The sequence below is a fragment of the Streptomyces sp. H27-H1 genome, from assembly GCF_026627445.1.
GTDB lineage: Bacteria > Actinomycetota > Actinomycetes > Streptomycetales > Streptomycetaceae > Streptomyces.
Map to the genome: position 1 here is coordinate 11,554 of NZ_JAPNLJ010000030.1, position 18,616 is coordinate 30,169.

The 18,616-nt window shown below is 72.6% G+C and carries 12 protein-coding genes and 2 pseudogenes; 3 read left to right on the forward strand and 11 right to left on the reverse strand.

Going from position 1 to position 18,616, the window contains the following annotated elements; all coding sequences use genetic code 11:
- Positions 1 to 20 precede the first annotated feature (20 nt).
- Positions 21 to 1,274, forward strand: a pseudogene (locus tag OTB20_RS27600) (MFS transporter); the annotation flags it as partial.
- Here OTB20_RS27600 and OTB20_RS27605 read toward each other — a convergent pair.
- From OTB20_RS27605 to OTB20_RS27620, 4 genes are all read right to left on the reverse strand, one after another.
- Positions 1,245 to 2,159: a LysR family transcriptional regulator gene (locus OTB20_RS27605; protein WP_324290421.1), complete on the reverse strand. Its 915-nt coding sequence runs from the start codon at positions 2,157 to 2,159 to the stop codon at positions 1,245 to 1,247. The pseudogene OTB20_RS27600 and the gene OTB20_RS27605 overlap by 30 nt on opposite strands.
- Positions 2,160 to 2,301: 142 nt before the next feature.
- The gene (locus OTB20_RS27610; RefSeq protein ID WP_267821518.1) at positions 2,302 to 2,691 is read right to left on the reverse strand and encodes a YunG family protein; all 390 of its coding nucleotides are present in this window, start codon (positions 2,689 to 2,691) and stop codon (positions 2,302 to 2,304) included.
- 54 nt (positions 2,692 to 2,745) lie between these two features.
- A complete protein-coding gene (locus OTB20_RS27615) occupies positions 2,746 to 3,651 on the reverse strand; it encodes an aminoglycoside phosphotransferase family protein (protein WP_267821519.1) in 906 nt (301 codons plus the stop codon).
- Positions 3,652 to 3,865: 214 nt separating this feature from the next.
- Positions 3,866 to 7,066 carry a TIM-barrel domain-containing protein gene (locus OTB20_RS27620; RefSeq protein WP_267821520.1) on the reverse strand — a complete coding sequence of 1,067 codons (3,201 nt, stop codon included), beginning with the start codon at positions 7,064 to 7,066 and terminating at the stop codon, positions 3,866 to 3,868.
- A 236-nt stretch (positions 7,067 to 7,302) separates the two neighbouring features.
- Between OTB20_RS27620 and OTB20_RS27625 the strand changes: the two genes are divergently transcribed.
- Entirely contained in the window at positions 7,303 to 8,640 is a 1,338-nt protein-coding gene (locus tag OTB20_RS27625) for a chloride channel protein (protein ID WP_267821521.1), read from the forward strand.
- A gap of 35 nt (positions 8,641 to 8,675) precedes the next feature.
- On the opposite strand, the gene OTB20_RS27630 is transcribed toward OTB20_RS27625, so the two are convergent.
- From OTB20_RS27630 to OTB20_RS27640, 3 genes are all read right to left on the reverse strand, one after another.
- Entirely contained in the window at positions 8,676 to 8,900 is a 225-nt protein-coding gene (locus OTB20_RS27630; protein WP_267821523.1) for a hypothetical protein, read from the reverse strand.
- A 152-nt stretch (positions 8,901 to 9,052) separates the two neighbouring features.
- Positions 9,053 to 9,721 carry a response regulator gene (locus OTB20_RS27635; protein WP_267821525.1) on the reverse strand — a complete coding sequence of 223 codons (669 nt, stop codon included), beginning with the start codon at positions 9,719 to 9,721 and terminating at the stop codon, positions 9,053 to 9,055.
- Complete coding sequence (locus OTB20_RS27640) at positions 9,718 to 10,998, reverse strand: sensor histidine kinase (RefSeq protein ID WP_267821527.1); 1,281 nt, start codon at positions 10,996 to 10,998, stop codon at positions 9,718 to 9,720. The genes OTB20_RS27635 and OTB20_RS27640 overlap by 4 nt, the downstream gene beginning before the upstream one ends.
- Positions 10,999 to 11,204: 206 nt before the next feature.
- On the opposite strand from OTB20_RS27640, the gene OTB20_RS27645 reads away from it, so the two are divergent.
- Complete coding sequence (locus tag OTB20_RS27645; RefSeq protein WP_267821530.1) at positions 11,205 to 13,406, forward strand: MMPL family transporter; 2,202 nt, start codon at positions 11,205 to 11,207, stop codon at positions 13,404 to 13,406.
- Between the two features lie 75 nt (positions 13,407 to 13,481).
- Here the strand turns inward: OTB20_RS27645 and OTB20_RS27650 are convergent, their stop codons facing one another.
- The 4 genes and pseudogenes from OTB20_RS27650 to OTB20_RS27665 form a co-directional block, all read right to left on the reverse strand.
- A complete protein-coding gene (locus OTB20_RS27650; protein WP_267821532.1) occupies positions 13,482 to 15,287 on the reverse strand; it encodes an ABC transporter permease/substrate binding protein in 1,806 nt (601 codons plus the stop codon).
- On the reverse strand, positions 15,287 to 16,360 hold the full coding sequence (locus tag OTB20_RS27655) for a betaine/proline/choline family ABC transporter ATP-binding protein (RefSeq protein WP_324290422.1): 1,074 nt from the start codon (positions 16,358 to 16,360) through the stop codon (positions 15,287 to 15,289). The genes OTB20_RS27650 and OTB20_RS27655 overlap by 1 nt, the downstream gene beginning before the upstream one ends.
- 184 nt (positions 16,361 to 16,544) lie before the next feature.
- On the reverse strand, positions 16,545 to 17,612 hold the full coding sequence (locus tag OTB20_RS27660; protein ID WP_420716499.1) for a SigB/SigF/SigG family RNA polymerase sigma factor: 1,068 nt from the start codon (positions 17,610 to 17,612) through the stop codon (positions 16,545 to 16,547).
- Positions 17,613 to 17,806: 194 nt separating this feature from the next.
- A pseudogene (locus tag OTB20_RS27665) lies at positions 17,807 to 18,551 on the reverse strand (hypothetical protein).
- Positions 18,552 to 18,616 lie beyond the last annotated feature (65 nt).

Genomic DNA, 18,616 nt, shown 5'->3' on the forward strand with positions numbered 1-18,616 from the left:
TCGTCAGCGCGGCCGCAGCGATGCTCGTCGCCCTCGACGGGACGGTGCTGCTCATGGCGCAGCCCAGCCTGCGGCGGGACCTCGGCGCGAGTCTGGCCGAGGTGCAGTGGACGAGCGGCGCGTACCTGCTGAGCGTGGCCGCGTTCCTGGTCCTCGCCGGACGGCTGGGCGACCGGTACGGGCACACCCGACTGCTCTTCACGGGGGTACTCGGCTTCGCGGCTGCCTCGGCGGGCATCGCGCTCGCTCCCGGAGCCGGCTGGGTGATCACCCTGCGCGCGGTCCAGGGAGTGTTCGGGGCACTGCTCCAGCCGGCGACGCTGGCCCTGCTGCGGCTCGCGTACCCGCCCGAGCGGATCGGCGGACCGGTCGCGGCCCGGACCGCGGCGATCGGGGTGGCCGCGGCGTCCGGGCCGCTCCTGGGAGGTGTGCTGGTCGAACACTTCGGCTGGCGTGCGGTGTTCGTGGTCAACGTCCCCGCCGCCCTCGCGATCGCCGCCGCGGCGCTGTTCGTACGGGTCCCCGTGCCCCCGTCCACGGGGTCCGGCCGGATCCGGCCGGGCGGGGCGGCGCTCCTCGCGACGGCCCTCGCGGTGCTCGTGCACGCGCTGGCCGGCATACCGCAGCACGGCTGGGCGGGGCCTCGTACGCTGGCCGGATTCGGCGCGGCGGCCGCGCTGGCGGCGCTGCTCGTCCGGTCGGAGCGGCGCTCCGCCCAGCCGTTGGTGCCGCGGCCGGTGGCCCGCTCCGTTCCGGTGACGGCGTCCGTCCTGCTGCTGGCCCTGGTCTCCGCCGCCCTGTTCGGGGCCCTCTTCGGGGCCAGCTTCGCGCTCCAGGACGCGGCGGGGCTCGATCCCCTCGCGACCGGGCTTCGCGTGCTGCCGATGACGGCCGCCATGGTCATCGGCGCACCGGTGGCGGGGGCCGCGCTGCGCCGGTTCGGCGCCCGCGGGACGGCGCTGGCGGGTACCGGGCTGGTGGTGCTCGGGATCATCGGACTGGGTCCGGGCTGGGGTTTCACGGTGCTGGGCGCGGGCTTCGCCGCCGTGATGGTGACGGCCACCGGGACGGTGGTCGGGGACGCCCCGGCCGGGCACGCGGGGGTGGTGGGCGGGCTCAAGCAGACGGCGATGAACATCGGTCCCGCCCTCGGCATCGCGGTGGCCGCGGGGACCGGGGCCTCGGTCGCGGCGCTGGCCGCGCTGGCCGCCGTAGGACTGCTGCCGGCGTCGCGACTGCCGGCGTCACGCCCCTGCGGGCCCGCTCGCGCGGGCCACGCAGGTGCGGGCCACCTCGTCGGCGAAGGCGCGGGCGAGCGGGGCGAGGGCGGACCAGCGGCGGACGGCCCAGCCGACGGCGAGCGGCGGCAGGGCGGGGACCGGCACCAGGCGCAGCGGTCCGTCTGATCCGGGGACCCGCCAGCCGGGCAGTGCGGGTACGACGGCGTGGCCGAGGCCCAGTTCGGCGAGGAGGAGGGCGGTGTCCCAGTCGGCGACGCTGGTGTCGGAGCTGATCCGGATACCGGCTTCGGCGAGGGCGGCGTCGAGGTGGGCGCGGGAGGTGGAGTTCTCGGGGAGCCGGATGTGGCGGATGGCGCCGAGGTCGGCCGGCTCCAGGCGGGAGCGGGTGGCGAGGGGGTCGTCGGCGCCGACCGCGAGGACCCAGGGCAGCCTCATGACGGGGCGTTGCTCGATGCCTCGTACGGGGGCGCCGATGGTGATCCACGCGAGGTCGAGGTCGTCGGCGGCGAGGGCTTCGAAGCAGCTGCGGCTGGAGTTCTCGGTCTGGAACTCCAGGCTGACCCGGGGGTGGCTGCGCCGGAAGGCTACGACGGCCTCGGCCATGAAGTGCCGCACGGTGGTGGCCCCGGTGGTGATGCGGACCGTTCCTCCGTCGCCCCGTACGAGGGTGTCGAGGCGGCGGAGGGCTCCGTCGAGCCCGGCGATGCCGTCGGCGGCGGCCGCCTGGAGGATGAGGCCGGCCCCGGTGGGCGAGACTCCGCGCGGGTGGCGCTCAAGGAGCACGGCGCCGGTCTCCTTCTCCAGGCGGCGGATGTGCTGGCTGACGGCGGGCTGGGTGCGGCCGAGGTCGCGGGCGACGGCGCTGAGGCTGCCGGCCCGGCAGACCGCGACGAATACGCGGAGGTCATCCAGGGTCACAACCCCAAGGTATCCCTTGGGGGTTACCAGAAATTCGTAGGATTGACTTGGGATTCCGGTCGGTCGATGATCAGTTCACGGCCCAGGGCGGCAACCCGTTCCCTCCATCGCGAGGGAGGGAACGGGTGCCGACCCGCTGCGACTAGCGCGTGGCGAGTTTGGCCATCACCCGTTCGCGGAGGATCTCGTACTCCGTGCGGAGGCGGCGCATGTCGCTCTCCTGTGGACGGGGGACGACGACCCCCTCGCCGATCTTCTCCTCGGGCCCGAACTGCTCTCGGGTGAGGTCGATTTCCACGCCCATGCCCAGGCGGTTCCACCAGTGGTAGTCCACGCGCTCGCCGTCGACGAGGACCTCACCGCGGATCAGCTCACCGCCGAGCAGGTCGTGGAGGACGAGGGCCGTCACACCGCACTGGTCGCGCGCCGGATTCTCCCGGGTCCACCGGTCGCGGTACGCGGGGGTGCACGTCTGCTCGCTCCAACTGCTGCGGACGGCACGGTCGATGTCGGCCAGAAGTAAGGTTGTCATGGCCCCATTTTCGCAACCGGCACCGGCAAAGATCCATCCCCTGGCCGGCCGGGTTCAGCCCACCGCCGCTGCGGTGGCGAGGAGTTCGCGCAGTACGTGGCGGGCGATCGTGGCCATGACCGGGTTGGTCTCGCGGTAGTGACCCAGCTCGGGAAGGGCGATCGACAGGGCCCAGCCCCGGCCCCGCGTCCAGGTCGCGTCGTCCGCACCCAGGGCCGCCCGGAAGACGGGCCGGGCCGTGGCCGGGAGCAGGTACCAGGCCGCGATCAGGTCGACGGCGGGGTCGCCGAGGCCGGCGCAGCCGAAGTCGATGACGGCAGCGAGCCGGTCGTCGGCCAGCAGCACGTTCCCGGGCTGCAGGTCCGCGTGGATCCAGACCTGCGGGCCGGACCACGGCGCGGCACGCAGGGCCTCCTCCCACAGGGCGGTCGCCGTCTCGGCGTCGACATCGCCGCTCGCACCCAGTTCCGCGATCACGGCGCGGGTTTCGGCGTCCCGCGCCGCCAGGGTCCCGCTGCGGTAGGAGAGCGGCGCGTCCACCGTGTCGGCACCGTGCAGCGCGGTGATGAACTCCGCCAAGTCCTTGGCCAGCAGGTCCGGTGCGGCGATCTCTCCGGTCACCGGATTCGCACCGGGGAGCCAGCCGTAGACGGACCAGGGCCAGGGATAGCCCTCGGCGGGCCGCCCCGCCCCCACCGGGACGGGAACGGCCACCGGGAGCCCCGGGGCCAGCCGCCGCAGCCAGATCTGCTCAGCCCGGACGTCGGCGGCCGATCCCTGCGTACGCGGGAGACGTACGACCATGTCCTCGCCCAGCCGGTACATGGCGTTGGACGTACCGGCCGAATCGACCCTTTCCACGGGAAGCCCTGCCCACCGCGGAAATTCTCCGGCGATCAGCCGGATCACCAGGGACGTGTCGATGTCCGGTTCGTCGACGTGCATCTTTCCGGCGGGCATGAGCACCTTCCTGAACGGTCTGACGGGCTGGGGGCTGACGCGTTGACGGGCTGACGGTCTGACGGGCTGACGGGCTGGGTGTCCGAGGGCTCGGACTCCAACCTATCCGCCGGTCGGGCGGGTTGGGCAAGGGCGAGCCCGGCCCGGCGGGATGCCGGGCCGGGCTCGGTGGGGGGTGTCGGGCGGTACGGGGGTGTCGGGCGGTACGGGGGTGTCAGGGAGTGAACGTCCAGCGTTGGGCCGGGGTCGTGGCGCACGCGACTCGGGTGAGCCCGGTGCCGTTGGCGGTGGCGGAGCCGGCCGGGGTCAGGCATTGGCCGGAGTTGCGCAGGCTGCCGTCGGGGCCGGTCTGCCAGGTCTGGCCGGAGCTTCCGTTGCAGGTCTGGACGGCGACGGCCGAGGCGGTGGCCGCGTCCAGGCAGACTCCGCCGAGTCCGGTCAGCCGGCCGTCGCCCTGCAGGGTCCAGCGCTGGTTGGGGCCGCCGTGGCAGCTGTAGAGGGTGGGCCGGGTGCCGGGGGTCGTAGCGCTCCCGGGGAGGTCCACACAGCTGGCCGAGGCCGCGTTGACCAGGGTCGCGGAGGCCGGCAGCGGGGTCGGCCGGCCGGTGAGGGTGATCTCGGCCGCGCTGCTCCAGGGGCCCCGGCCGCCCGCCTCGGTCAGTGCCTTCAGGCGGAGGTAGCGGCCTGCCTTCGCGGACAGGGAGACCGATTTCAAGGTCGCCGTATCGGCGAAGGTGCCGGTCGCCACCGGGGAACCCCAGTCGGTGGTGGTGTCCGAGACGTACACCTCGTAGCCGCCGATCCGGCCGTTGACCCCGCCGTCCTGGCGGGGCAGGTAGCCGAGGCCGTCGGCCGTGTAGCGGGCGCCGAGGTCGATCTGGATCTCGTGCGGGAGCGGCGCGGGGACGCCGTCGGACCAGGCGGTGTGCCAGATCGTCCCCGTGTTGCCGTCGAAGGCGCGCGGGGCGGCGCCGTTCTCGCTGCCGGTCTCCTGGCTGTCGGCGGAGACCAGGGTCCAGGCCGACTGCGGGACGGGGCTGGAGGTGATCGGGATGGGCTCGGCCGCCGGTACGGAGGTGCCGGTGGCCGAGACGCTGAACGCGCCCGCCTTCGTACCCGTCTTGGTCCACAGGATGCCGCCGCGGTCGGCGCCGTCGAAGTACCAGCCCGTGGCCGCCGCGTCGTAGGCGGCCTTGCTGGTCAGCCGGGTGAGCGCCGCTCCGTCGACCGTGAGCGCGCCGGGGGCGGTGGCCACGTGCAGGCTGAACTCGTATCCGCGCGAGGCGGATTTGCCGGTGTAGCTGCCGGCCGGGGCGGAGACGGACACGGTGACCGTGCCGGAGCCGGAGGCGGGGGCGGTGACGCCCACCTGCTGGCGGGCGAAGGCTCCCGACTGGTAGGCGCGGGTGGTTCCGTCGTCCTCGTAGAGGCTGAAGGAGCTGTTGCCGCGCGGGTGGATGTCGTAGGTGAGGGTGGAGACGGGCTTCTCCCCCGTGTAGTTCATCTGCGGCCACATCGGGACGACGGCGCCGCCCTTGACGAAGAGGGGCAGGGTGTCGAGCGGCGCCTGATAGCCGTTCAGCCAGCCCGGCCCGGCATAGGTCTTGCCGGTCCAGTAGTCCGTCCACGTGCCGGCCGGGAGGTAGATGCCGTCCCGTACGGAGGTGTCGGAGACGACCGGCGCGACGAGGAAGGAGTCGCCCGCCATGAACTGGCCGCTGGTCAGATTGCCGCGTGCCACCGGGTCATTGGGGTACTCCAGGACCATCGCGCGGGTGCTCGGGACGCCGGTCTCGTGCGCGGTCCGGCTCATCGTGTACAGGTACGGCATCAGCCGCATCTTCAGCTGGAGGTACTTGCGGTTGATCGAGAGGTACGGCTCCGCGAACCGCCAGGGCTGCTTGTCCTGGTAGCCGGCGGAGGGGCCGGTCGCGCCCCAGCCGGACATGGTCATGAAGGCCGGGGTGAAGGCTTTCCACTGCAGGTCGCGGGCGTACGTCTTGGGGCTGCCGGCGAAGATGCCGTCCACGTCCCCGGAGGCGTAGTTCAGGCCGGAGAGGCCCGCGCCGGTGATGGCGGGGACGTGCCAGCGCATGGCGTCCCAGGTGCCGCTGGTGTCACCGGTCCAGACGACGGCGTTGCGCTGGGTGCCGGCCCAGCCGTCGACGGTCCAGACGTAACGGCGGGCGTCGGAGTTCTTCTCTATGCCGTCCACGGCCTGCTGGACGCCGGAGAAGGCGGTCTTGTACCCGCCGCCGATCCAGGCGACGTCGGTCTTCACGCCCCGGGAACCGGCCACCCCGACCTCGTCGTCGATGTTGCCGAGGCCCGTGGAGGTCCACAGTCCGGTCTGGAAGCCCTTGGCCTTCAGCGCGTCGACCGTGGACTTCAGGGGCGCGGTGTAGCCGCAGCCGTAGCCGTCGTTGGGCAGGAACCAGCCCGAGGGCATGTCGGCGGCGCGGGCGTCCGTGGCGTAGCCGACGACGTCCGGGGTGGTCTGGTGGCGGAGCCGGTTGTGATCGCCCTGGTAGGCCGGGTTGGAGGCGTTGAAGCAGTCGGCGTTGCCGAGCTCGAAGCCCCACGTCGGAGCCATGAAGGGCTTGCCGCTGACGTCGGTGTAGGCGTCGAGGACGGTTTTGAGGGAGTCGCCGGTGAAGTACCAGGCGTCGAAGCGCGTCTCGTTGTGGGTGAGGGTGGTGGGCGCGTTGAAGCCGTACGAGCCCGGGGCCCAGGTGTTGCGCATCACGCCGTAGTTGTTGGTCGACACGTAGAAGGGCGCGGGGCTGGCATTGTCGTTCTCGCGCCACTTGTTGTCGACGGCGATCGGGACGGTCTTGCCGCGCAGCGCCCATTCGCCCAGGCGCAGGCCCGTTCCGTAGAACTGCTCGTCCGCGCCGCGCGCGAGGTACTGGGTGGTCTGGCCGCCGGTCCAGGAGGTGGGCTGAGTCTCCTGCCAGACGAGGGTGGAGTTGTCGGCCCGGTAGACGGAGAACCGCAGCGGAGCCTTGTTGACCCGGATGGACAGCGAACCGGTGGTGATCTTGTAGTAGGTGCCCGCGTCGGCCCAGAGGGCGCTCACGGGACCGAACTCGGTGGTGGGGGCGAGGTCGGTGCCGGCCGGGTCGTTGGTGAAGGCGCCGTCGGGCGAGAGCCAGAGCCGGAAGATGTCGGCGCGGGCGACGACCACCCGGGCCTTGGCCCCGCTCGCGGTGGCGACGGTGAAGGTGCTGCCGGACTGGGTGAGGCCGGTGACGTTGCCGGCCGTGGCGGGGGCCGGCGCCGCGAGGGCCGCCGAGGCCGGGGAGGAGAGGGGGCCGGCGGTGGCCAGACCGGCCACGGCGAGGGCCGCGGCGAGCACCGCGGCCATCGGCGTGCGCCGCCGCCGTGGGCTTCTGCGGATGCTGATGAGTCTCATGGGGCGGCTCCTCGTGCGGTCCGGACTACGGACACACCATTTGGCATGCACCGGGCAACATAGCGCCCCAGAGGCCTCATTTGAAGGAAGATGCTCGCAATGGCTTGTCAACGAGCATCTTTGAGCATTCATACCTTCGCGGGTCCCTCACCCGTGTGGCCCACCCGCCCAGCGTGACCGGCCCCCCGCCCCGACCCTGAAACGAACTACGGACTTTCCTGGAGGGCCCGGCACCCATGGAACAGGCGCAACAGCCCGCATCGCTCCGTCAGCTCCTCACCGCCCCCGGGACCCTGCGGCTGCTGGCCCTCTCGGCGCTCATCGGCATCCCGGTCTCGCTGTTCGCCTTCGGCTTCGTCAGCCTCGAGCACGAACTCCAGCACTGGGTGTGGCGCACCGCCCCCGACCTGCTCGGCTACGCCCGCCCCCCGTGGTGGTGGGGGCTGCCCACGCTCGCCCTCGCCGGGCTGCTGGCCGCGCCGATCATCACGCGGATGCCCGGCGCCGGCGGGCACGTCCCCGCCCACGGCTTCGGCGGGCCGCCGACCATGCCGCGCGAGACCCCGAGCGTGGTCCTGGCCGCGCTCGCCTGCCTGCCGCTCGGCGTGATGCTCGGACCCGAGGCACCCCTGATGGCGATGGGCAGCGGCCTGGCCCTGCTCAGCGTCCGCGCCGCCAAGCGCGCCACCCAGCCCGAGCTGGTCACGGTGCTCGGCATGGCCGGATCCACCGCCGCCATCAGCACGATCTTCGGCAGCCCGCTGATCCCCGTGGTGATGGTGCTGGAAGGTGCCGCCCTCGTGGCCGGGGGACCCCGCCTGTTCGTACTGATCCTGCCCGCCCTGATCGCCAGCGGGGTCGGGGCCCTGGTCTTCACCGGCTTCGGACACTGGACCGGGCTCGAGATCGGCGCGCTGGCCCTCCCCCAGGAACCCGCCGCCGGCCTGCCCGACGCCGGCGACTTCCTCTGGGGCGTGCCCATGGCCGCCCTGATCGGCGTCGTCGTCGCCCTGGGCAAGTCCGCGGGCCTGCGGGTCCACAGCTGGACGGGCACCTCCGCGAAGCGGATCGTCCTGTGCGCGCTGGCCGTCGCCGTGTGTGTCACCGGCTACGCCCTGGTCACCGGACGCTCCCCCGACGAGGTGGCCCTGTCCGGCCAGAACACCGTCGGCATGCTCGCCGCCGAGCCCTCGTCCTGGGCGGTGGGCGCGCTGGTGGCCCTCGCGGTCTTCAAACTGATCGGCTGGAGCATCGCCCTGGGCAGCCTCCGGGGCGGCCCCATCTTCCCGTCCATCATGATCGGGGCCGCGATCGGCGTCGCCTGCGGCAGCCTTCCCGGATTCGGCATGGGACCCGCGCTCGCGGCCGGCATCTGCGCTGCCGGAGTGGCCGGTACCCGTCTACCGGTGACCGGTGTCGTGCTGGCCGCCGCCCTGCTGGGCAAGGAGGCGCCCACTCTCATGCCGCTGCTGGCCATCGCGGCGGTGACGGCACTGCTGGCCTCGGCCCTGATCGACCGCCAGCGCCCCTCGGACCCGGCCCACCTGCAGCCCGCGTCCGCCACTGACGCATGACCGGATGACCGGATGACCGCGCTGGACCGGCGCGATCACGCGCGGTCCCGTCCCGGGCCCGTGACCGCCACGACCGGCGCCGCCGGGGACATGTGCCGATGGCCGCAGGGGTCGAAGACCAGGAGCACCGGCTCCCCCGGGCGCTGACGCCAGGAGATGCGTTCCGGGGCGCTGCCGCACACCGGACAACAGGGCAGCGGGCTGGGCTCCGGCCGGCACTCGGGGGCGGCCGCGAGCGTCGTGGAGTGCGGATCGCGCATGGAGACTCCCTGGTCGTGCGGTTGGACTGCTCGCACTGTGCCATGGACCTGCCCCTTTCCGCACGGGCGAATCCTCCAGTGTTCGGGCGGCATTCCGGCAGGTCAGGAGTGTACGACCGGGCTTCCGCCGTCCCCCGCAGGGGACTTGACGCTCAGCGCGGCCCGTCGGCGACCGCCACCACACCCGATTCGTATGCGGCGATGACCGCCTGGGCCCGGTCCCGAACGCCCAGCTTGCCGAAGATGCCGGTGATGTGGTTCTTGACCGTGGAGACGCTGATGTCCAGTTCCGCGGCGATCTCGGTGTTGTCGAGGCCGGTGGCCAGCAGCTGCCAGATCTCGCGCTCCCGCGGAGTGAGTTCGGCCGGGACCCCGCTCGCGCGCGGGGCGGGCCGCGCGGAGGCACGTACGTACGTGGAGATCAGCCTGGTCAGCAGGCGCGGCGCGACGGCGGCCTCGCCGGTGTGGACGGTGCGGATCGCCGCGGTCAGCTCCTCCGGGGAGATGTCCTTCGGCAGGAATCCGTAGGCACCGGCCCGCAGGGCGGCGACCACGTACTCGTCCATGTCGAAGGTGCTCAGGGCCAGGACCCGGCACTCCGGCAGGAGCCGGGACAGTTCCGCGGTGGCCTCGACCCCGTCGAGGACCGGCATCCGGATGTCCATGACGACCACGTCGGGGCGCAGCCGCTCCGCCAGGGCCACCGCCCCGGCGCCGTCCCCGGCCTCGCCGACGACCTCGAACTCCGGGTCGGGGGCCAGGATCAGGGCCAGACCTCGCCGGACGAGCGGCTGGTCGTCTGCGATGAGCACACGGATCATCGGCGGTGTTCCTCTCCCTCTCCCCCGGACGCGCCCGCGCCCGGACCCGGGCACGGCGGCGCCGGGAGGCGCGCGGCCACCCGGAATCCGCCGCCGGCGAGGGCGGCCGCTTCCAGGGTGCCGCCCTGCAGGGCGACCCGTTCGCGCATTCCGATCAGACCGTACCCGGAGCGCGCCGCCGACCGCGAAGGCGCCTGCCGGTCCCCCGACCCGTCGTCGCGCACCTCCACCGTCAGCTCGTCCGGACGATACGTCAGCCGTACGTGGGCCCGGGCCGGGCCGGCGTGCTTGCGGGTGTTGGTCAGGGACTCCTGCACGATCCGGAACACCGTCAGGTCCAGGGCCGGCGGGAGCGGGCGGACCGGGCCGTCCACGGCGAAGGCCGTCTCCAGGCCGCCGATCCGGGAGTCGGCGATGATCCGCTCCAGGTCCGCGGTTCCCGGCTGCGGGGCCGGCGGGGTGTTCTCCGGTTCCTCCCCGGCCCGCAGCACGTCGAGCAGCTGTCGCATCTCGCGCAGGGCGAGCCGTCCGGAGCCCTCCAGGGTGACCAGGGCCTCGCGGGCCGTCTCCGGATCGTGCGAGAGGTTGGCCCGTGCCCCGCCGGCCATCAGCTGCATGGTGGTGATGTGGTGGGCCACGATGTCGTGCAGCTCCCGGGCGATGCGGCGGCGCTCCTCGGCCACCGCCCGTTCGGCGAGCAGGGTCCGCTTGGCCTCGGTCTCCTGCTGCCAGCGCCGCGTCAGCAGGGCGGCGGCGACGACGATCAGGGCGGCGACCGCGTTGCCCACCACGCCCATGACACCGATCGTCCCGGCGTAGTCCCTGCCGATCACCGTCAGCGGCACGGCGGCCAGGGCGGCGGCCGCCGTGACCGCCGGGCCGCGCACACGGGCCACGGAGTAGAGCGCGACGCTCGCCCCCGCGGAGAAGTGCGGGCCCTGCGCGGTGGTCAGGTTGAGTACCGCGCCGAGGGCGAGGACGACGCAGAGCACGGCCACCGGGCTGGTCCGCCGGGCCAGCAGGCAGGGTGCGGTCAGGACCACCAGGACGAGGGCGGACACCGTGAGGGGCCGGCCGTACTCCGCGGCGCCGAGCGAATAGCCGATCAGGTCCACCACCGCGGCCCCGATGGCCACGAGCGCGTCGTTGCGGGTCCAGTTCAGGGCCCGGCCCCAGTCGGAGCTCCGGGCCCGCTCCAGGGCCCACGTCCGGGCCCGGTTCGCGGCCCGGGCGGGCGGGCGCGCGGCCGGCCCGGCGTCTGTTGTGCGTATCGGCATTGACCCATCCTCCCATCGGGCGGAGCCCGCTCCGCGGGCCCGGAGGTGGAGCGCGGACCAGGACCCTGGTCCGGGTCGGGGGCCCGGTCCGGCCTCCGGTCCCGGGTGCGACCTCCTCCCGCGACACGACGTTTCGGGGCGTGGACGCTGATGAGCTGGTGAGCAGCCGGTGATCCCCGGTGGCCGCCCCCGTTACGGAGGACCCTTTGATCCGCGCCCTGACCGCCTTCGCCACTCGAAGTCCATGGAAGGTCATAGCCCTCTGGGCGGTGCTGGGCATCGCCCTGTCGGTCCTCGGCCAGGCGCTCGTCTTCCGCGCCACGCAGCCGAGCACCGGCGAGTTCCTGCCCGCTTCCTACGATTCGGCGGCCGCGCTGAAGGTCGCCGAGGAGCATTTCGGGGTGAAGCCCAATGCCAATCCGCTGACCGTTCTGGTGGCCCGCGCCGACGGTGCGCCGCTGACGGCCGACGACGAGCGGCGGATCGACGCCGAGGCCGCGAAGCTGACGCGGCAGCGGATCGCCATGCCGCGGTCGAAGGACGACCCGGCCTTCCTGGTGCAGGACCACTCCCAGTCGCCGCGGATCAGCCCGGCCATGACGGCGCCCGACCGGAGCTCTCGGCTGCTGTCGGTCGAGTTGACGGGCAACCCCATGGATCCCGGGATGCAGGACCTCTACCGGGCCTTCCGGGAGCACAGCCGGGCGGAGTTCGCCGAGGCGGACTTGCGGACCGGGTTCACCGGCGGGCTGGCTGACACCGTGGACACCACCGACGCGGAGGAGACCCGGTCGACGATCGTGGGCGTCGCCATGCTCATGGTGATCGTGCTCCTGCACGTGCTGGTGTTCCGCAGTGTCATGGCGGCGCTGCTGCCGCTGATCGCGGTCACCATCATCGGCGGCGCGGCGGCCGGGACCGTGATCGGTACGGCGTTGCTGACCGGGATCGAACTCGACGCCTCCACACCCCAGTTGATCAGCGTGGTCCTGGTGGGCATCGGCATCGACTACTTCCTCTTCCTGCTCTTCCGCTTCCGCGAGCAGTTGCGGAGCCACCCCGAGCAGTCGGGGCGGGCCGCGGCGGCCGAGGTCGCCGGCCGGGTCGGTACGGCGATCACCTGTGCGGCGCTGACCATCGTCGCCGCGTTCTCCACCCTCGCGGTGGCCACCTTCGGACAGTTCCGGGTGCTGGGCCCGGCCATCGCCGTGTCCGTACTGGTGATGCTGCTCGGCAGCCTGACCCTGATGCCGGCCATCCTCGCGGTCACCGGCCGCAAGATGTTCTGGCCCTCGCGCGCCCTGAAGCGCCGGACCCGCGAGGGCGTGGCCGCACGGACGGGCGAGCTGATCGCGCGGCGGCCGCTGACGCTGGTGCTCGCCTCGGTGGCCCTGCTCGGGGCGCTGGCCGCGGGGATGATCGGAATGCGGGTGGACTACGGACAGAGCAGCGCGGGCGGGGAGCGTACGGCTTCGGCGGCGACGGCGGCCGAGATCGCCCGCGCGCTGCCCGCCGGGGTCTCCGATCCGACCAGCGTGTTCGTGACCTCCTCGGACGGCTCCGCGCTGACCGCCGAGCGGCTCGGCGGGCTCTCCCGGGCGCTCGCTTCGGTCGGCGGGGTCGGCCAGGTGGCGCCGACGGTACTGAGCGAGGATGCCCGGGCGGCCCGGATCGACCTGTTCCCGACCGCCGATCCGCACGGGCAGGAGGCCCGCGACCTGGTCTCCGGCCCGGTCCGGGACGCGGTGGCGGCGCACCGCCCGGACGGTACCGAGGCGCACGTCGGCGGCACGGCGGCGATCTTCTCCGATATCGCGTCCGCCGTGGACAAGGACTTGAAGGTGGTCTTCCCGGTGGCGGCGGCGCTGATCGCGCTGATCCTGTTCCTGCTGCTGCGGAGCCTGCTCGCGCCGGTGGTGCTGATGCTCTCGGTGGGTCTGGGCTTCGCGGCGACGCTGGGTGCCTCGACGCTGGTGTTCCAGCACGCGGCGGGCCGGCCGGGCGTGGACTTCTCGCTGCCGCTGGTGCTGTTCCTGTTCGTGGTCGCGCTGGGCACCGACTACAACATCCTGATCGCGGACCGGATCAGGGAGGAGATGGACCGGCCCGGTCCGGCCCGTGCGGCCGTGGCCCGGGCGGTGCGGCACACGGCTCCCGCCATCGCGAACGCGGGTCTGGTGCTGGCCTTCTCCTTCGGGAGTCTGGCCGCGAGTCCCGGCTCCGCCACCCAGCAGATCGGCTTCGCGACGGGCCTGGGGATCCTGCTCTCCGCGTTCGTGCTGTCGATCGTGCTGGTGCCGGCCCTGGCCGCACTGCTGGGCCGATACCTGTGGTGGCCGCTGCGGCCCCGGCCGGCGGCCGGGCGGCCCGCGGCGCGGCGTGCGCCCGAGCGGGTCACGACCGGCTGAGGCGCGGACCGGCCCGTGCGGGGCCGGCGCGCGAAGCCTCGTAGCAACGGCTTCGCGGACCGGCCCCGCACCGGCTCACGCCAGCTTGGCGACCTCGGGGTGGTCGGCCAGCCAGGCGCGGACGGCCTCCTGCTCCTTGCCCTTGCCGGTCTCCTGGATCTTGGCTTCCAGTCCGGTCAGCTGGTCCTCGGTCAGCTTGAACGAGCTCAGCCACTGGGCGACCTTCGGCTCGTCGGCCGCGAAGCCCTTGCGGGCGACGTTGTGGATGCCGTCGCCCTTGCCCCAGGCGCCCTCGGGGTCCGCGAGCTTCGTCAGGTCGTACGTGGAGTACGCCCAGTGCGGCGACCAGAGCACGACCGCGACGGGCTCCTTCTTCTCGTAGGCCCGCTTGAGCTCGGCGAGCATGCCCGGAGTCGATCCGTCGACGACCTTGTACTCGTCGCCGAGCCCGTACTGCGGCAGGACCTTGTCCTTGAGGATGCCCATCGCGCCCGCGCTGGGCTCGATGCCGATGATCCGGCCCTTGAACTCCCCCGACTTGCCCTTCAGGTCGGCGAGGGTCTTCACGTCCTTCATGTACGAGGGGACGGCCAGCTCGATCGAGGTGGGTCCGTACCAGGAGCCGAGGTCGTCGAGCTTGTTCCCGTACTTCTTCCAGTACTCGGCCTGCGTCACCGGCAGCCAGGAGTCGGTCTGGAAGTCGACCTGCCCGTCCGCGAGGCCCGTGTAGAGCGCGCCGAGTTCCAGCTGACGGGCGTCGACCTTGAAACCGCGGCGCTCCAGGAGCTCCTTCCAGAGGAAGGTGGAGGCGATGCCCTCGTCCCACGGGATGTAGCCCATGCTGATCTTGCGGCCCTTGCCGATGTTCTCGACCCCGGCCCCGCCGACCGCGTTCACGTTCGACTTCCCGGAGTCGCCGAAGATTCCCAGGCCGCCCGCGACCAGGGACAGCACCACGGCCGAGGCCACGGCGAAGACGGGCTGCGGGCGGTGACTCCATACCTTGGCGGTGCCGGTGGCGGCGGAGCGCGCCTTGGCGAGGGCGCGGCGGCCCAGCGGGGAGACCTGGCGGCCGAGCGCCCCGGTCATCCGGTCCAGGTACATGGCGAGGATGACGATGGAGATGCCCGCCTCGAAGCCGAGGCCGATGTCCACGCTGCCGATGGCCCGGTAGACGGCGCCGCCGAGGCCGCCGCCGCCGACCATGCCGGCGATGACCACCATGGACAGGCCGAGCATGATGACCTGGTTGATGCCCGCCATGATGGTGGGCAGCGCCAGCGGGAGCTGGACCCGTACGAGGGTGTCGCGCGGGGTGGTGCCGAACGCGTCGGCGGCTTCGACGAGTTCGGGGTCGACCTGCCGGATGCCGAGCTCGGTCATCCGGACGCCGGGTGCCAGCGAGAAGATGATGGTGGCGATGATGCCGGGCACCACGCCCACCCCGAAGAAGATGATGCCGGGGATGAGGTAGACCATGGCCGGCATGGTCTGCATGAAGTCCAGGACGGGCTTCAGGACGGCGCTGACCCTGTCCGAGCGCGAGGCCCAGATGCCCAGCGGGATCGCGAAGAGCAGCGTGACCAGGGTGGCGACCAGGACCAGCGCGAGCGTGGACATGGCGTCGGGCCACAGGGCGACGGAGTCGACGAGGGCGAAGCCCGCGAAGGCGAGCAGGGCGGCGAGCAGACCGCGCAGCCACCAGGCGGCGACGGCGAGGACTCCGGCCAGCAGCAGGGGGTTCGGCGCGGTCAGGACGGCTTCGATGCCGTCGTAGAGCCCGGTGACGAGCGCGCTGATGGCGTCGAACAGCCAGGACAGGTGGCTCTGGAGGAAGTCGACACCGCTGTCGACCCAGGCGCCGAGATTCAGGCGGGGCATCAGGCGGCCACCTCCACGCAGTCCAGCGGGGTGCGCCGCTCGTCGCCGATGAAGGCGACGAGGCGGCCTTGCGGGACGGTGCCGACGACGGAGCCGTCCTCACCGGTGACGGCGACGGGGTGCGGGACGCGGGCGCTGACCGCGCACACGTCGGCGAGCGGGGTGCCGGGGGCGACGGTGGGGCAGTCGCAGTCGGGCTTGCCACCGGGGGCCCCGGTCATGACGGCGTCGGCCGTCAGCACGCGCGAGCGGTCCACGTCCTGGATGAACGAGGCGACGTAGTCGTCGGCGGGGCGGGTGAGGATGTCCTCGGCCGTGCCCTGCTGGACGATGCGGCCGTCGCGCATGACGGCGATGGAGTCGCCGAGCCGCATGGCCTCGTTGAGGTCGTGGGTGATGAACACGATGGTCTTGCCCAGGCTCTGCTGGAGTTCGAGCAGCTGGTCCTGCATGTCGCGGCGGATCAGCGGGTCGAGCGCGCTGAACGACTCGTCCATCAGCAGCAGGTCGGCGTCGGTGGCCAGGGCGCGGGCGAGCCCGACGCGCTGCTGCATACCGCCGGAGAGCTCGTCGGGCCAGGACTTCTCCCAGCCGCCGAGCCCGCAGAGGGCCAGCGCTTCGGCGGCCCGCCGTTCGCGCTCGGCCCGGGGGACGCCCTGGACCTCGAGTCCGTAGCCGGCGTTCTCCAGCACGTCGCGGTGCGGGAACAGCGCGAAGTGCTGGAAGACCATGCTGATCTTGGTGGAGCGTACGCGGCGCAGCTCGGCCGGCGAGAGGGCCGTGAGGTCCTCGCCGTCGAAGAGGATGCGGCCCGCGGTGGGCTCCAGCAGGCCGTTGAGCATGCGCAGCAAGGTGGACTTGCCCGAGCCCGACAGACCCATGACGACGAAGATCTGGCCGGGCTCGACGCGGAAGGAGGCGTCGATCACAGCGGCCGTCGTTCCTTCGGCGCGCAGCTCGTCGCGGTCGGTCGCGCCGCTTTCGAGCGCGCTCACCGCCTTCGCGACGGCCGCGCCGTTGTCGGGTCCTTTACCGAACACCTTGTACACATGCTCGGCTATGAGCGTGGACACATACACCTCAAGGGTTGTACCGGAAACGGCCCACCGGCGTGCGTGCGACCGGCGGGCCGTGGAGCGGGACGGGATCTGCCCGTCGCCCGCGCCCCGGCCACTGTTCCGGCCGGCGGACGGGTCCGCTCCAGGAGCGCTACTGCCCGCACTTAACTCACGCAAACAGTGAAGTGAGTCATGTCACTTACGCTGCGTCGACCTTGGCGTCGGCGCCTGCGCCCGTGCAGCCGGATTCCGCTTGCTGTGGGGCCGCGGCTCCGGGCCACTCGGGGTCGGCGAGCATCGAGGCCCGCAGATGCGCGAGCACCCGGGTCAGGAGCCGCGAGACCTGCATCTGTGAGATGCCGAGGGCGGCGCCGATCTGGGCCTGGGTGAGCTCCTCGCCGAAGCGCATCGACAGCATGCGGCGCTCGCGGTCGCTGAGGCGTTCCAGCAGCGGCGCCAGGGTCTGGATGTCCTCGACGCGCCCCAGCGCCGGTTCCTCGGCCCCCATCGTCTCGGCGAGGCTGTGGCCGTCGGCGGGGCCGTCGGTGTGTTCGGAGTGCGGGGCGTCGAGGGAGCCGCTGGTGTGGCCGTTGGCGGCGACGAGCCCCTCGATGACCTCCTCCTCGGTGATCGAGAGGTGTGCGGCGAGGTCCGCGACCGTCGGCGGCCGGTCGAGCAGCGCGGTCAGGTCCTCCTTCGCCTTGGCCAGGCCGATGCGCAGTTCCTGGAGCCGGCGCGGGACGCGGACCGCCCAGCTGGTGTCACGGAAGTGCCGCTTGATCTCGCCGGTGATGTACGGCATGGCGAGGGAGGCGAACTCCACCTCGCGGGCCGGGTCGAACCGGTCGATGGCCTTGATCAGGCCTATGGTGCCGACCTGGACCAGGTCCTCGAGGTCGACTCCGTCCGCGCGGCCCCGGAAGGGGCGGACGGCGAACTGGACGAGCGAGCAGTTCATCTCGACGAGGGTCTCGCGGACGTACCGGTACTCGGGGGTGTCCTCGTCGAGCTCGTGGAGCCGTCGGAAGAAGAGTCTCGACAGTTCGCGCGCGTCCGCCGGGGCCACCTCGCGGGGCTCCGCGATCCGTGGCGGGAGCACAGTGGCGGCGGGCTCGCGGCCGGCCGCGGTGGCCGGGACGGAGCCTGCGGGCGAGCCGGGGCAGGGGGCGGTACGGGTGCCTGTACGAGGCCCGGTACGGGGACCGGGAACGGGGCCGGGAAGGGGACCGGCGAGGGGGCCGGCGGTATGGGAGAACGGGTCGGACATAGACACGGGGTCGCTCCTTGGGCTGGTCGGCTTGCGGCGCATGACCTTGATGGGCGTCCACCCTAGCCGGTTCCGGATCCCTTCCCCAGCTCCCTTCCTTCCACCTCAATCGGGCAGATTCCGGCCGTATTTATGGCAGGGCCGCGTTCCGGTCGCACATCGGCCGTCCGGTCGCGGCCTCCACGGCCGTCCGGTCAATTCCCTTCGGTGGCGGGCCCGGAGGCGGCCCGGGAGATGGCGCCCGAGGGGTTCCCCGAGGTGGTTCCCGCGGTGGTGCGAAGCGCCCGGATCAAGGCCTCGACACCCGCATGCGCCTTGGCGCGCGGACAGCCCACGTTGAGGCGTACGAAGCCCGCGCCCTCGGGCCCGTAGGCGGTTCCGGGCGTGATCGGCACCTTCTCGGTGTGTATCAGCTCACGTTGGAGCACCTCGTCGGGAATCGCGAGGGGCCGCAGATCGATCCAGGCGAGGTAGCCGGCCCGGGGCGGCTGCCAGTCGAGCCCGGGGAAGGCCTCGGCGAGGCGTTCACCGACCATGCGCAGGTTGCCCCGGACGTACGCGTTGAGCGCGTCGAGCCACGGCCCGGCCTCCGCCGGGGCGGCCGTACAGCGCCCAGGGGCGGTGCCGATGGGGGGGGCGGGCGCGAGGCCGGAGTGAGTCTCATCACTAGGCGATGCCGTCCTGCTCCACGGGGGTGTCGTAGCGGGTGGCGTACCAGTGCCGGACCGCGGAGAGGAACTCCCCGTGGCGTCGGCGGGAGTAGTCGAGTACCCCGTGTTCCAGGCGGCCGCGCAGGACTGCGAGCACCTCGGGGGCGGTCTCGAAGTCCATGTCGGAGATGGTGAAGGGAAGCAGGTCCGGAGCCCCGAAGCGGTCCTCGACGTAGTCCCAACTGCGTGGAGAAGGGCCCCCATCCGCAAGGCCTGATTCCTCCCGCACGGGGCCCTTGTGCGGGACCTGCGAACGCAGCACTCTGAGCGGACGACTCAGGGGGGATCCCATTT

Coding starts and splice junctions, on each gene's coding strand:
- OTB20_RS27635 (WP_267821525.1), bottom strand. CDS start 9,721: ATGATCCGTGTGCTCATCGCAGACGACCAGCCGCTCGTCCGGCGAGGT.
- OTB20_RS27620 (WP_267821520.1), bottom strand. CDS start 7,066: ATGAGACTCATCAGCATCCGCAGAAGCCCACGGCGGCGGCGCACGCCG.
- OTB20_RS27625 (WP_267821521.1), top strand. CDS start 7,303: ATGGAACAGGCGCAACAGCCCGCATCGCTCCGTCAGCTCCTCACCGCC.
- OTB20_RS27640 (WP_267821527.1), bottom strand. CDS start 10,998: ATGCCGATACGCACAACAGACGCCGGGCCGGCCGCGCGCCCGCCCGCC.
- OTB20_RS27615 (WP_267821519.1), bottom strand. CDS start 3,651: ATGCCCGCCGGAAAGATGCACGTCGACGAACCGGACATCGACACGTCC.
- OTB20_RS27660 (WP_420716499.1), bottom strand. CDS start 17,612: ATGTCCGACCCGTTCTCCCATACCGCCGGCCCCCTCGCCGGTCCCCTT.
- OTB20_RS27630 (WP_267821523.1), bottom strand. CDS start 8,900: ATGCGCGATCCGCACTCCACGACGCTCGCGGCCGCCCCCGAGTGCCGG.
- OTB20_RS27610 (WP_267821518.1), bottom strand. CDS start 2,691: ATGACAACCTTACTTCTGGCCGACATCGACCGTGCCGTCCGCAGCAGT.
- OTB20_RS27650 (WP_267821532.1), bottom strand. CDS start 15,287: ATGCCCCGCCTGAATCTCGGCGCCTGGGTCGACAGCGGTGTCGACTTC.